The 13848-nt window shown below is 71.6% G+C and carries 10 protein-coding genes; 1 reads left to right on the top strand and 9 read right to left on the bottom strand.

Annotated features, from left to right (window positions below; all coding sequences use genetic code 11):
- Nucleotides 1-257: 257 nt before the first annotated feature.
- A complete protein-coding gene (locus ACQYWQ_RS00445) occupies nucleotides 258-1259 on the top strand; it encodes a cupin domain-containing protein (RefSeq protein ID WP_431031829.1) in 1002 nt (333 codons plus the stop codon).
- Between the two features lie 105 nt (nucleotides 1260-1364).
- Here the strand turns inward: ACQYWQ_RS00445 and ACQYWQ_RS00440 are convergent, their stop codons facing one another.
- The 9 genes from ACQYWQ_RS00440 to ACQYWQ_RS00400 form a co-directional block, all read right to left on the bottom strand.
- Nucleotides 1365-3008 carry an IS1182 family transposase gene (locus tag ACQYWQ_RS00440; protein WP_431039021.1) on the bottom strand — a complete coding sequence of 548 codons (1644 nt, stop codon included), beginning with the start codon at nucleotides 3006-3008 and terminating at the stop codon, nucleotides 1365-1367.
- A gap of 136 nt (nucleotides 3009-3144) precedes the next feature.
- Nucleotides 3145-4059, bottom strand: coding sequence for an AAA family ATPase (locus ACQYWQ_RS00435; protein WP_431031828.1), 915 nt, complete (start codon nucleotides 4057-4059; stop codon nucleotides 3145-3147).
- Between the two features lie 13 nt (nucleotides 4060-4072).
- Nucleotides 4073-5140, bottom strand: a complete 1068-nt coding sequence (locus ACQYWQ_RS00430) for a cupin domain-containing protein (protein WP_431031827.1) — start codon at nucleotides 5138-5140, stop codon at nucleotides 4073-4075.
- A 61-nt stretch (nucleotides 5141-5201) separates the two neighbouring features.
- Nucleotides 5202-6449, bottom strand: a complete 1248-nt coding sequence (locus ACQYWQ_RS00425; RefSeq protein ID WP_431031826.1) for an MFS transporter — start codon at nucleotides 6447-6449, stop codon at nucleotides 5202-5204.
- 103 nt (nucleotides 6450-6552) lie between these two features.
- The gene (locus ACQYWQ_RS00420; protein ID WP_431031825.1) at nucleotides 6553-7752 is read right to left on the bottom strand and encodes an ABC transporter ATP-binding protein; all 1200 of its coding nucleotides are present in this window, start codon (nucleotides 7750-7752) and stop codon (nucleotides 6553-6555) included.
- Nucleotides 7753-7792: 40 nt separating this feature from the next.
- Entirely contained in the window at nucleotides 7793-9583 is a 1791-nt protein-coding gene (locus ACQYWQ_RS00415; protein WP_431031824.1) for an ABC transporter permease, read from the bottom strand.
- A 4-nt stretch (nucleotides 9584-9587) separates the two neighbouring features.
- Entirely contained in the window at nucleotides 9588-10712 is a 1125-nt protein-coding gene (locus ACQYWQ_RS00410; protein ID WP_431031823.1) for an ABC transporter substrate-binding protein, read from the bottom strand.
- A gap of 125 nt (nucleotides 10713-10837) precedes the next feature.
- Nucleotides 10838-11938: an ABC transporter substrate-binding protein gene (locus ACQYWQ_RS00405; protein WP_431031822.1), complete on the bottom strand. Its 1101-nt coding sequence runs from the start codon at nucleotides 11936-11938 to the stop codon at nucleotides 10838-10840.
- A gap of 142 nt (nucleotides 11939-12080) precedes the next feature.
- Nucleotides 12081-13760, bottom strand: a complete 1680-nt coding sequence (locus tag ACQYWQ_RS00400) for an ethanolamine ammonia-lyase reactivating factor EutA (protein ID WP_431031821.1) — start codon at nucleotides 13758-13760, stop codon at nucleotides 12081-12083.
- Between the last annotated feature and the right edge of the window lie 88 nt (nucleotides 13761-13848).

Below are 13848 nucleotides of genomic sequence, written 5' to 3'. Positions count from 1 at the left end.
GCCCGCCGACGCCGCCCGCCGACGCCGCCCGACGCGCCCGTCGTCGCGCCGAGGTCGCGCCGAGGCCGTGCTGACACCGTGCCAGGGGCCCGGTTCCGGAGAGGTCTTCCGGAGCCGGGCCCTCGTGCGTGCCCCGCGTCCGTTCCTCGTGCGCCGGGCCGCTCCCCGGGGTTCCCCCGACCCCTCGCAGGTATTATGGTCATACCATCAGAGGTCTGAGTGACAGACGCCCAATCCGCCCGCACGGGAGGCACAGCATGGCCAAGAAGGGACGCGTCTTTGTTCGCGGCCTGACGTCCGAGACCTACGGTCTGGGCGAGTTCCGCAAACGACAGCTCGCGGTCGACCGGGTCAGGGACGACTCGGTCGTCGTGGACGACGCGAAGGTGGCCCACTCCGGGGACAGCGAGAAGTCCCGTACCTGGTGGCGTGTCGGGCCAGGGGATGAGGACTTCCTCACCCAGACGATCCAGGTCCACTTCGTGGAACTCCCGCCCGAGTCCAGCAACCACGGGCACGGTCACCAGAACGAGGCCGCCTTCTACATCCTGCGCGGCCGGGGCTACGAGATCCACGACGACCAGCGCTACGACTGGGCCAAGGACGACCTCGTCTTCGTCCACACCGACTCCGTGCACCGCCACTTCAACCCCTACGACGAGACCGCCACCGCCCTCGTCGTCAAGGCCAAGAGCACCTGGATGTTCATGGGCCTGCTCCAGCAGGGCCGCAGCGGACCCATCGAGCGGCCCGACGAGTTCGGCGAGCGCGAGGACTGGTCGCGCATCTGGACCCCCGGCGTCCTCGGCCGCAAGAAGGTCATCTCCCCGGCCGACACGAAGTGGGAGACGACGCCGCTCGGTCGCGTCCGCGTCATGTCCTCGCCCGAGCGCACCGACGCCCGCATCTTCTCCATCGACGCCTTCGAGCTCGACATCCCCGAGGGCAGCCGCTCCGGCAAGTACTGGAAGATGGCCGACGAGGTCCTCTACGTCCTGGAGGGCGGCGGCTACGCCCTCCAGTGGGAGGTCGAGGCCGAGATCGCCGAGAAGTACTACGCGCGCGTCGCGAAGGAGCCGATCCGGTACGACATCACCGAGGGCGACACGCTGTACGTGCCGCAGAACCACATCTGCCAGCTCTTCGCCGCCGACGGCACCCCGCTGCGCGTCCTGTCCGCGCAGAACCGGGTCTTCAAGCACCTCGGCTACGACACCGTGCACTACTTCGAGGACGCCCCCGAGTACGCGCGCACCTGAGCAGGACTCCACGGGCCGGACGCACCGGACCTGACATCACGGAAGGGGCCCCGCCCGAAGGACTCTGTTGGCTTATGCCTGGCCCCTGCCTGAGGCCCGCTGCCGTTAGGCGGCGGGCCTCAGGGCTTCGAAGCGGGAGATGCGGGCGCCGATTCGTGGTGTGCCGTTGGTCCAGGAGTCGAGCCGCGAAAGGTTCATCGCCGCAGCGGCGAAAAGGTGTTGGAGGTGCGTCTTGGGCTGGCCGCGATAGCGGGACCGGCGCATGCCGAAGGCGCGGACTCCCTGGGAGACGGTGGCCTCGATGCCGTTGCGCTGCTGGTAGCGGTCGCGCCATTCGCGGGTTTGCCGGGCGGCGCGGTTCCGCTGGATCGCGTGGTGTTCATCGTGACGCCGCAGCATGATCTCGCGGCGCTCGCCGGTGGCTGATCCGACGCATGCACGCAGGTCGGGGCAGGGGCGGCACTCGGTATGCCGGAAGCGGACCCGGACGACTTCAATACCCTTGGAGTTGATGCGGGGATACCACTGGCCTGTGGTGACCCCGTTGGGACAGGTCACCTGCCGGCGGTCCCAGTCGACGGTGAAGGCGTCAGTGGCGAACCGTCCTTTCGCCTGGACCGTGGTGTTCCTCCCAACCGGCCCCAGCAACTCGACGCCCATCCTCTGCGCGGCGAGGATGTTGCTGCCGTCGATGTAGTTCCCGTCGGCCAGGTGGACAGCGGGCAGCATGCCGCGGGCAGACAGGTCCGCCTGGATGGTCTGGGTCATCTTCGAGTCGTTGACGGACGCGTCCGTGGTGGCGACGTGTGTGATCAGGTTCGGCACGTCCGGCTCGCACGTCTCTGTCAGCTGGATCAGATAACCGGCCCACCCGGAACCGGCCTTGGCGCCACGGCGGGCATCGAGGTCATAGGGCGAACAGGGCTGAAGTCTGCCCGGCGGGAGGTCCTTCTCCTCCCGCCAGCGCACCTCGCCCTCACTGACCCGGTAGTTCTTCACCCAGACCTGCCGCAGCACCTCCACCGGCCCGAGCATCCTCACCTCGCGCGGTGCGTCAGGGGCGAAGACCGCGGTCATCAGCCGCACACCGTCCGCGCCGACCTGCGCCGTCCAGGCCCGCTGCTTGTCCTTGCTCCTAGGCAGCCGGGCCTCCTCGACCCGATGTCCGTAGCGGTCGAACCATTCCAGATCGACCCGGTCGACCAACCAGTCCGGCGCCACGGCCGCGATCGCGTTCAGAGCGGCCCGCAGGCTTTCCCCGACCAGCGCCAGCCGGTTCAGTCCTGTGATCGCTCCCAGCACCTTCGCGGAGTCGGTCCGCTGCCGTCCCGCGGTCTTCAACAGCCCGCGTTCCCTGGCCAGGCGCAGGACCAGGTCAAAGACCTCGCCGGCCTTCTCGCCTGCCAGCAGCCGGGACCGGAACTCGCTGAGTACCGAGTAGTCGAACCCGGTGTCTGTCAGCTCCAGACCGATCGCGTACTTCCAGTCGATCCGCGTGCGCACGGCATCCGCCGCCTGCCGGTCAGACAGCCCCTCGGCGAACTGCAACACCGTGACCAGGGCCAACACTCCCGGTGCGACAGCAGGGCGTCCCCGACCGGCATACAGGTCGGCGAACGCCTCCCCCGCGAAGACCTCGGCGAACTCCTCCCGCAGTCGCATCGCGAAAGCACCACGAGGACACACCACCCGCGCAACCCGCGCGGTCTCCGCCGGAATCTCCCCCAGCCCCAGCACACGCAACGACACCCCGACGCCCTCCCCAGACGCGAAATTGGTCTTCACCGCCCACAACCGGGCGGTGAAGACCAAAGTCACGTGGAGGGGCCTTGCCTTTTACCAACAGAGTCCCGAAGGCGGGGCCCCTTCCCGTACGCCGGACCGCTCAGCCGGAGCCCGAGCCGGGAGGCTGGGCGCGTGCCTCCGCCGCGGCCTCGTCCGCCGCGCTCAACAGGTCCCGCGCGCCGAGGAGTTCCGGCTCGCGCGCGACCGCGAGCCGCTGCGCGAGCGCCGCGTGCACCGCCTTGCGTATCCGCCGCCCGTCGAGTCCTGCGAGCCGCTTCGCCACCGCCCCGATCGTCTCCTCGTCCCCGGCGAGCGCCCGCAGCCCCGGCCACTGGTCCGCCAGCTCCCGCAGCGAGTCGGCGACGATGAGGGGTACCACGTCCTCGCCGGGCAGCCCGGTCCGCACCAGCAGGTCCGCGCGCGACAGGAACGCCTCGTCCACCGCCTCGGGGAAGTTCGTCGTCACGACGAGCAGCGTGCCGGGACGCGCCGCGCGCAGCGCGTCCAGTCCGCTGAGCACCGCGTCCGTCGCCCGGTGCACATCGACAGGATTGGTGTCGAACGAGGCCGACTGCCGGCGCACGGCGAGCGCCTCCACCTCGTCGAACAGCACCATCGTGTGCGGCCGCCGCGCCGCCAGCTCGGGCAGCGTCTCGCCGAACAGGCGCGCCACGGCCCGCTGGCTCTCGCCCAGCAACTCACTGGGAAACGCGTGCGGATCGGCCTCGACCAGCGTCGTCGCGCCGCGCGGCGCCAGCTCCCGCGCCACGGCCTGCGCGAGCCCCCGCGCGAGCGTCGACTTGCCCGTGCCCGGCGGCCCCGCGAGCACGATGAGCCCGTGCGGCGCCGTCGCCGAGCCCGCGAGCCGCGCCCCGTGCCGCAGCACGAGCAGCGCCGTGGCGAGCAACCGCTCCTTGACCCCGGCAGGGACGAACACGGCGTCCCACGGGCCCTCGTGATGGCCGGCGGGCAGTGCGTGCACCCCTGTCACTCCGTGCGGCAGCGCCTCGTTCACGCGCACCCCCGCCTCACGGCCAGACGGGCCGGTCGAGCGCCGGCCAGTCGATCGTCGAGGGGTCACCGGCCTGCGCGTCGCGGATGTGCTCCGGCGGCTCCTCGAAGAGGACCAGCGGATCGGCGAGCGCCCGCATCGTCTCCAGGAGACTGTCGAACATGTGGATGCGCACCACCCTCGCCGTGTGCTCCGGGTCGGTGTTGATGTGCTGGTGCCACAGGAAGTGGTCGACGACGATGAGGTCCCCCTTGCGCCAGGGGTGCCGCTCGCCGCCCTCCGGCTCGGCGCCCAGATAGCTCTCGCCCTCGCCGTCGACGACGTACAGCCACGCCTCACCGGGATGCCGGTGCATCGACTGCGCGCGCCCGGGACCGATCTCGAACATCGCCATCGTGATGCCCGAGGCCTGATAGCCGATCGCCCGGTCCAGGAGGAACGTGGTGCGGGTCCCGCGCGGCGTATTGCGCAGCTCCAGCTCGTCCCAGTCGGTGTGCAGCCTGCCCGAGCGCCGCCCGTCCTGGTCGGCGGCGAGCCGTCGCAGCCGCGCCGCGTACGGGTCGGCCCCGTCCCTGCCGGGCGAGTACGGAGGCCGGGGCGGCAGCTCGGCGTACGGCCGCCGCCCCGCGTCCTCCAGGACCGCCATGCCCATCGTCTCCAGCAGTGGCTCGCTGGAGAACGAGAGGTAACGGGCCGTCGCCGCCCCCTCGTTGCCGCTGCGGTGCCAGGCCCAGGCCGGTACGTGCACCGAGTCTCCGGCCCGCCAGTCGACCCGCCGCCCGTCGATCTCGATCCACCCCGCGCCCCCGACGCAGAAGAGCATCGCGTCCCAGGAGTGCCGGTGGACCGTGGTGACGACGCCCGGGTCGACCTCGTGGACGAGCGCGTCCATCGTGCGCGTGGGCCGGTCGCCGTCCGCGCCGACGTACACGCCGACCCGGCTGCCGCGCGCGGTCGGCCGCGGCACCGCGTCCTCGTGCCGCACCACGGTGCGGTGGTGGGCGCGCCATTCCTCGATGAACCGCGCGCGCCTGCGTTTCTGCACGTGGTAGTGGGTGGTTCCGGTGGTGGTGTGGGTGGCCATGAGTGCCTCCTGTCGGTGGGGAAGGACAGCCGCGCCGCCGGAAAGGCGCGCGCGGCTCGGTTCACGCGGAGCCTTCGGCCGGCTCCTCAGGGACCCGGTAGTCCCGTACCGTCGTACCGAGGGCGCCGCTCAGTCCCGAGGCGGCGAGCGGGACGAGACCGCCCGCCGTGAGCGCGGCGACCGGGCCGAGCGCCCCGGCGAGCGCGCCGAGCAGCGAGTCGCCGAGCGCGGGACCCCCGCGCGAGCACATCTGGTAGATCGCCGAGACCCGCCCCCGCAGCGCGTCGGGCGTCTCGACCTGTACCGCCGCGTGCCGCACGGTCGTGGCCATCGCGTCGGCGGCACCGAGCGCGAGCGCGGCGGGCAGCGCGAGCCACAGCACCCGCGCCTGGGCCAGGGCGAGCACGGCGATTCCGTACCCGGCCGTGCCCCACAGCACGAGGTGCCCCGCACGGGCCGTGCGCACCAGGCGGAAGATCCACACCGAGCCGATGAGCGCACCCGCCGAAGGGGCGGCGGAGAGCAGCCCGTACCCGGTGGGCCCCGCGTGCAGCACCTTGTCCGACAGCTCGGGCAGCAGGACCCGGTACGCACCGAAGAGCGTCGCGCTCAGGTCGAGCGCCATGAGCCGCCACACGACCGGTTCCTCACGCACGTACACGAGCCCTTCGCGCAGGCTCCGCCACACCCCGCCGCGTCCGCCGTCCCCGGCGAGCGGCGGCACCCGCAGCACCCCGAGCACGGCGATCAGCGCCGCGTACGTCACGGTGTCGAGCACGTACACGGCGCCGGGCCCGCCGAGCGCGATGAGTACCCCGGCGAGCGCGGGACCGAGCAGCACGGCGAGTTCCCGCGAGGGGTTGAGGAGGGCGAAGGCGGCGACGAGCTGGGAGCGCGGCACCATCGCGGGGATGAGCGCCTGACGGGCCGGCTGGTCGAAGGTCGCGGCAGCCGTCGCGAGCAGGGAACCCGCGAGCACGGCGGGCACGGTGGCGGCACCCGTGAGGGTGAGGAGAGCGAGGCCCAGCGAGGCGAACAGCGCGAGCGACTGGCTCCACTGGAGCAGCCGCCGCCGGTCGAGGCGGTCGGCGAGCACCCCGCCGAGCGGGGAGAGGACGAGCAGCGCCACCGCCTGCGCGAGGCCCACGAGACCGACCTGCGCGGTGGACCCGGTGAGCTGGTAGACCTGGTAGAGATTGGCGGCGACCGCGCCCCGGGTGCCGATCTGGGAGAGGACCACGCCGGACCAGTAGAGGGTGAAATCGCGGTGCCGCAGGACGTCGGGCAGGGGCATGCGGGGCAAGGTCATGCTAGGAGGTCCCCTTCGGTCGCCCGGCGCCCCGGTGGTCGCCGGGACACCGGGCACGGGTCCGCCTCGCGGGGACGGGCAGCGGCCCGCCCCCGCGGGCGGGTCAGTCGACGGGCACGAGCGTGACGTTGCGCGGATCGACGCCGAGGTGCACCTCGGTGCCCGGGGGGATCGATACGGAGGGATTGGAGCGGCTGCGCAGCCGGTTCTCGCCGACCGTGGTGATGTGGTCGATCGAGTCGCCGAGGAACGCCCGGTTGTGCACGCGGCCACGCCAGGTGTTGACGGCGGAGGCGAGCGGCCGCTCCGAGATGTCGAGGCTCTCGGGCCGGATCGAGAGCAGCACGGTGTCGCCCACCGCGGGGCGGCGCGGGCACTCCCGTGCCACGAGCGGCCCGTGCGGCGTCTCGACCGTGACCTCCTCGCCCGCGACGTCCGTGACCTTCGCCTCCAGGAAGTTGGAGCTGCCGATGAACTCGGCGACGAAGCGTGTCGCGGGCCGCGTGTAGATGTCGCGCGGCTTGCCGACCTGCTCGATACGGCCGTTGTTCATCACGGCGATGCGGTTCGACATGACCAGGGCCTCCGCCTGGTCGTGCGTGACGTAGACGGCGGTGAGGTTGAGTTCGCGCTGGAGGCGCTTGAGTTCGAAGCGCATCGACTCGCGCAGCTTCGCGTCCAGGTTCGACAGCGGCTCGTCGAGCAGCATCAGGTCGGGCTGCGTCACGAGCGCCCGGGCCAGCGCGAGTCGCTGTTGCTGCCCGCCCGAGAGGTTGGTGGCGGGCCGCCGCGCGTACTGCCCCAGCTCGATGACGTCCAGGACCTCGTGCACCCGGCGGGCTATCTCCTCCTTCGCGGGCCGCTTGACGCGCGGCATGACGTCGAGCGGGAAGGACACGTTCTTGAAGACGCTCATGTGCGGCCAGATCGCGTACGACTGGAAGACCATCCCGAGTCCGCGCTTGTTCGCCCGTACGTTGACGCCGCGCTCCGCGTCGAAGATGACCCGCTCGCCGAGCGTGACCCTGCCGTGCGTGGGCCGCTCCAGGCCCGCCACCGAGCGCAGCGTGGTCGTCTTGCCGCAGCCGGACGGCCCGAGCAGCGTGAACAACTCGCCGTCCTCGACGGTGAAGTCGATGTCGTCGACGGCGAACAGGCGTGTTCCGGCGGCGGTCGTCTCCTGCCGCTTCGGCGTGTCCGTCCCGTCCTTCTTCCTCGTCGCCCCGTCCGCGTCCTTCCGCGCGCGGCGCGAGGCGGCCGAGGACGGCTCGTAGCTCTTGGCGAGGGATTCCACAGTCAGCATCCCGGTGTCCCTTCGGGTGTTCGGGTCGGTGGTGCGTGGGTCAGTCGTTCTGGAGGCCGAAGCGGGCCCCGAAGCGGTAGGCGGCGCTGACGAGCACCACCAGGATGAGGATCATGCAGACGCCGAGCGCGGCGAGCGTCGTGAACTGCCCGTTCTCGAACTGCTCCCAGATGAGGACGGCGAGGACCTCCTTGCCGGGGCTGTAGAGCAGGATCGTGCTGGACAGCTCGCGGAAGGACACGACGAGGATGTAGATCCAGCCCGCCGTCACGCCGCTGCTCATGAGCGGCAGCAGCACCCGCCGGAAGGTCTGGAACCAGGAGGCCCCCGAGACCTGCGCCGACTCCTCCAGCTCGGGCGCCATCTGCGCCATCGCCGAGCTGGAGTAGCGCATGCCGTAGGGGAGGTAGCGGGTGCAGTAGGAGATGAGCAGGATCAGGAGCGTGCCGTAGATCGGCAGCGGCACCCGCAGGTAGACGAAGGCGAGCGCGAGCCCGAGGACGAGGCCGGGGATCACGATCGGCGTGAAGGCGAGCAGGTCGAGCAGCCCGCGTCCGGGCGCTTTGGTGCGGTGGACGACCCAGGAGACCACCGTGGTGAGCAGCATGACGATGGTCGCCGCGCCGAGCCCGAGCAGCACCGAGTTCTTGAGCGCGGTGAAGGCGAGCGGCATGTGCAGCACTTGGCTGTAGTTGTCCCAGGACATCGAGCGGAACGCCTCGCGCGAGGGCGCCGTGTAGTACTTCAGGAAGGACGCGTACACGAGTACCACGACGGGCAGCACGACGGTCACGAGGAAGTAGACGACGACGCCCGCGCCCACCCAGGGCCGCGCGCGGCCCAGTTCGACCGGGCGGGGCCGGAAGGCCTTGCCCGTCACGGTCTGGAAGTTGCGCGAGGAGCGCTGGAGCCAGCGCGAGACGAGCACGCCGGCGGCGGCGATCACCAGGAGGCCGAGGGCGAGCGCCCCGGCGGCCCCGTAGTCGATGGGGTAGGCGCGCAGGACGAAGTAGATGCGGCTGGTGAAGACGTAGATGTTGTTCTGGAGCCCGAGCAGCCCCGGCACCTCGAAGCTCTCCAGGGACTGCACGAACATCAGGAGCGCGGCGGAGACCATCGCGGGGCGCAGCAGCGGCACCGTCACCCTGCGCAGCACCGTCAGCCTGCCGGCCCCCGACATCGCGGCGGACTCCTCCAGGGAGGGGTCCATCGCGCGGAAGGCGGCGACCATCAGGAGGAAGGCGACAGGGGCGAGATGGAGGCCCTGGACCCAGATCATCCCCCACACGCTGTAGATGTTGACCGGCGACGAGCCGAACAGCGGTTTGAAGACGAGCTGGTTGACGATGCCGCTCTGCGGGTCGCCGAGGAAGATCCAGGACGTCGCGTAGAGGATGCCGGGCACGATCAGCGGCACGAGCGAGGCGGCGAAGAACAGGCCCTTGAAAGGGGTGTCGGTCCGTACCTGCACATAGGCGAGCGCGGTGCCGAGCACGAGCGCGAGTGCGGCCGAACCGACGGCGAAGGCGAGCGAGTTGAGGAGCATGTCGCCGGCCTGGGCGTTGCCGCCGTAGGCGCGGCGGAAGGAGCCGACCGAGATGCCGCTGCCGTCCTGGCTCAGGAAGGTGTCGTGGACGAGGTAGGCGAGCGGGACGATCGCGAGGTAGCCGACGATCAGGACGGCGACGCCGACGAGGAGGCCCTGCGGCGTGAAGAGCCGGCGCGCCAGCCGTTCGAGACGCCCGGGAACCGTGGGCGGGGGGCCCGGCGGGGACGGCGCGGGCGCGGCGCTCGGGGCGTCGGGGGCGTCGTGGGTGGAGGTGAGTGCCATGTTCCTACTTCCCTGACTGGGGGACACCGCGCAGCAGGGCGTCGTACTTCCTGTCCCAGCTGCCGTCGTCCTTGGAGAGACCCGCGACGTCGAAGGGGGCGAGCGTGATGCCGTCGAGACTGTGGTCGCCCGGCACCTTCGTGGACGGCGTCAGATGCTGCTCGACGATGACCCGCTGGCCGCCGTCGGGGGAGAGCAGCCAGTCGTAGAAGAGCCAGGCCGACGCCGGGTGCGGGGCCTGGCCCAGCATCCCGATGCCGTTGGGGCGGGCGAAGGCGGGGATCGAGGACTTCCCGCTCTTGGGCAGGTACGCGACCGGGGCACCCTGCTGGGCCGCCCGCCCGGTGATGTACGTGTAGTTCATCGCCTCCATCGGGGTCTGTCCCGCGGTGAGGAACTGCATCATCGTGGTGTGGCCCTTGACGGTGTGCCCGTTGGCCGCGATGCGCTTCCACAGGGAGTCCACCTCGGCCTGGCTCTTGCCGTGGTCGAGCCAGTAGCCCGTGACGTTCGCGAACCAGTCGCTGTCGCTCAGTTCGAGGGTGAACTTCCCCTTGTACTCGGGCTTGGCGAGGTCCTCCCAGCTCCTCGGCTCGTGGCCGGGCTTGATGAGCCGGGTGTTCCAGGCGGGCAGGAAGACGTTGAAGCGGCTCGCCGTCCAGTGCTTGAACCTGCCGGTCCTGCCGACGCGGGAGAGCGAGGGCCCCGCGTAGTCGGCGAGCACCCCCTTGCCCGCGAGCACCGTCATCTCCAGGAAGTTCGTCTCGACGGCGTCGGCGCCGGGCTTGCGCGCCTGGAGTTCCTGGAGGGTGCGCTGGAGGACGGTCTCGGAGTTGCCGCGGAAGGAGACGACCTTGATGCCGTACTTCTTCTCGAAGGCCTTGGCGACCGGTCCGACGATGTCGGCGGTCATGGAGGTGTACAGGCTGAGCGTTCCGCCCTCCTTCTTGGCCAGCTCCAGCGCCTTGGCGCGCTGCTGGTCCTTGGGGAGCGCCGATATCTGCTCGTACGCGGAACGGAAGTCACCCGCGCTGACGGTGATCTGCCCGCCGGGCACTCCGCCGCAGCCGGCGAGGAGGACGGTGCACATCAGTCCGGACAGGGGGAGGAGGTGGGTGCGTGGTCTCATGGGCGGGGGCTCCAGGGGCGACGGTGCCGGGGGAGGGCCGGCGGGGGCCGGCGGGGGTGGTGGGACGGGGTGTAGGCGGGTGGCGGGACGGGAGTGGGCGGGGTGGGGTGAGGGGGGACGGCGGGTCAGTCGGAGACGGGGACGCCGCGGAGCAGCGCGTCATAGGCGGCGCTCCACTTCGTCCCGTCCACGTCGGCGTTCTTGGGCAGGTTGTACACGGGTGCGTCGGCGGGCAGGGGGTCCTTGATCCCTGGCGCGGGTGCGGCGGCGGGGATGCGCGCGGAGGCCGTGACGGCCTTCTGCCCGGCGCCGAGCACCCAGTCGGTCCACAGCAGGGCCGTCGCGGGGTGGCGGGCCTGCGCCATGAGGGCGACCCCGTTGGGGCGCAGGATCACCGGGTCGGACGCGGGCTGCCAGGCGACGGGGGCGCCGTCCCTGGCGGCCTTGTCGATGGTGTGGCTGTAGACGGATGTGGCCACGCCGAACTGTCCGGCGCTCAGCAGCTCGCCCTGGACGGTGTGGCCCTTGGTGACGCGCGCGTTGGCCACGATCTGCCGGAACAGCTTCGTGGTGGCCTGCTCGCTCATGCCCTTCTCCTTCGTGAGATAGGTGTGCATGGCGTAGTACCAGTCCCAGTCGCCGATCTCCATCGAGACCTTGCCCTTCCAGCGTGGAGCGGCGAGGTCGGTGAAGCTGTGCGGCGCCTGGCCGGAGGGGACGACGTCGGTGTTCCAGCCGATGACGAAGGCGTTGAAGCGCTCGGCGGTCCAGCCGCCGTAGCCCTTCGCCTCCGGCTTGAGGTGGTCGAGTGCGGGCCCCTGGTAGGGCGTCAGGAGGCGGGCCTTGTCGAGTTCGCGCAGTTCGAGTTCGTTGGTGTCGACGACGTCGGTGTGCGGCTTGCGGGCCTGGTTCTCCTGGGTGATGCGCTGGAGCACCGTCTCGGAGTTGGCGCGGAAGGCGTTCACCTTGATCTTCGGGTACGCCTTGCGGAAGCCGTCGACGAGGTCCTGGATGTCGGTGTTGGAGGTGTACAGGTCGAGGACGCCGCCCTCCTCGCGGGCGGCGGCGAGCAGCGCGTCGGTGCGCGCCTTGCCGGTCAGGGAGGCGTACTCGGCGTACGCGTCGGTGGTGGAGCCGCTCGCCTGCTGGACGGTGGGGGCACCACCGCACGCGGTCAGGACGAGGCCGAGGCTGAGAAATCCGAGGAACAGGGCACCTTGACGCATCGCACACTCCTGGTGGGTGAACCGAGCGGGTGGCTGCATACAACACCAGCGAGGTCAAATGGACTAACCATCTGACAGTCGCGTTGCCGGATTGTTACCGGCAGGCTTCCGGGGTGGCCGCCGGGCGGGCGTCAGGAGCCCCTCAGCCCGCTTCGGGTACGGGACTCCCGGCGAACACAAGGGACTTGACGGTCACAGGGACGGTCCGCGAGGGATGCCGCACCTTGCCGAGATCGACGTAGTCGAGCGCGCCGAGCCGCAGGCCGTCCAGGACGAGCAGCGGCCCCTCCACTCCGCACTCCTCGCGCAGCAGCCGCCCCAGCGTCATCGCCACATCCCCGTCGAGCACGACGTACACGGGCAGCCCCGCCGCGATCCGCTCCGCGAGCCCCGCGCGCAGACCCTGCGCGAGGGCGGCGAGGCGCGGGTAGGCGGGCAGGCCCCGCCAGGCGAGCGCGAGCACCGCTTCGGGGCCCGTCGGCGCGAGGTCGGCCGCGCGCAGCGCCTCGCGCACCGCGTCGGCGACGCGGGCCGCTTCCACCTCCTCGCCGCCGAGGTCGATCGCGGGCCGTACCACCGGCAGATTGCGCCGGGGCAGCAGGGCGTCGGGATCGGAGAGGTGCCCCGTGTTCCCGCTGAGCTGCACGCTGTACTCGGACGCGCCGAGCGCGGTCGCCCGGATGCACTCGCCCGCGGGCAGCAGCCGCAGCGGCAGCGCCCCCGTGTCCACACGGCGGCGCAGCGCCCTGCCGAGGGGCAGGCCGAGGTCCCCGAAGGACTCCTGCTGCCTGCCGTACACGTACTCGGCGACGCCGCCGGAGAACACCACGCCGTCGAGCTGCCCGAGCGGCCCGAGCGGTGCGGTGAGGTACAGCGCGTCCACGACCGGGTCCGGCCGGCCGCTCAGCGCCGTGACCAGCGCGTCCGCCATGTGCGCGGCGACCCGTTCGCGTGCGTCCGCGCTCGCGCGCTCGCCGAGCCGCCACGTGAAACCGGCCCGGCGCGCGTGCGCGGCACCGGCCGGGTCGAGGCGCACGATCCGGTCCTCGGCGTCGGTGACCTGGAGCCGCCCGCCGATGTGCAGCGCGGCCGTCGCGGTGATCCGTCCGCGGTCGATGACCGCGAGTTTCGTGGTCCCGCCGCCGATGTCCACGCACAGCAGCCGGAGCCCCTGCTCGTACGAGGTACGGGCGGCTCCCGAGCCGTACGCGGCGAGCATCGCCTCCATGTGGTGCCCCGCGCTCGCCGTGACCAGCTCGCCGCCACGCGCGGCGAGCACGTCGCCGACGGCCCGCGCGTTGTCCCTGCGCAGCGCCTCACCGGTCAGGATCACCACACCGGTGTCGATCGCCTCGGGCGTGGTGCCCGCCTGCGCGTAGGCGGCGTCGATGATCCCGCCGAGCGCCTCCGCGTCGATGTGCGCGGCGCTCGCGTACGGGGTGAGGCTCACGGGGGAGCGGTAGTCGGTCTCGCGGCGCACCACGAGGTAGCGGCTCGTCAGCTCCTCGCCGATGCGCCGCAGGTGCAGCCGCGAGAAGACCACCTGCGTTCCCGATGAGCCGATGTCCATGCCGACGCTGCGCAGGATGACGTTGTCCTGCTGCCAGATGGGGTTGTCCTCGATCGCGCCCGGGTCGTGGTCGTGGTCGTGGTCGTGATCGGGACGCCAGGCCGAGTGCACGAGCCGGGGCCGCTCGGCTCCCGGCGCGTGAGTGTGCGGCTCCGTGTGCGGCCCGGGATGGTGGCCGGGGTGGGGCGGATCGTGCGGCGCCCGGTGGCCCGCGGTGTGCGCCTCGTCGGCTGGTACGTGCGCCGTGCTCACGTCGTGTCTCTCCGTCCGTGCCGAAGGCGCTGCCCCGCCCGCCGGGGGCGCCGGTGGAGCGCGCGGGCCGCGGGGGCGCGGGCCGCGC

The organism is Streptomyces sp. P6-2-1, assembly GCF_050613165.1.
Taxonomy (GTDB): domain Bacteria; phylum Actinomycetota; class Actinomycetes; order Streptomycetales; family Streptomycetaceae; genus Streptomyces.
The sequence above is the reverse complement of the archived record's forward strand: the minus strand, read 5'-3'. Positions and strand labels throughout refer to the sequence as shown.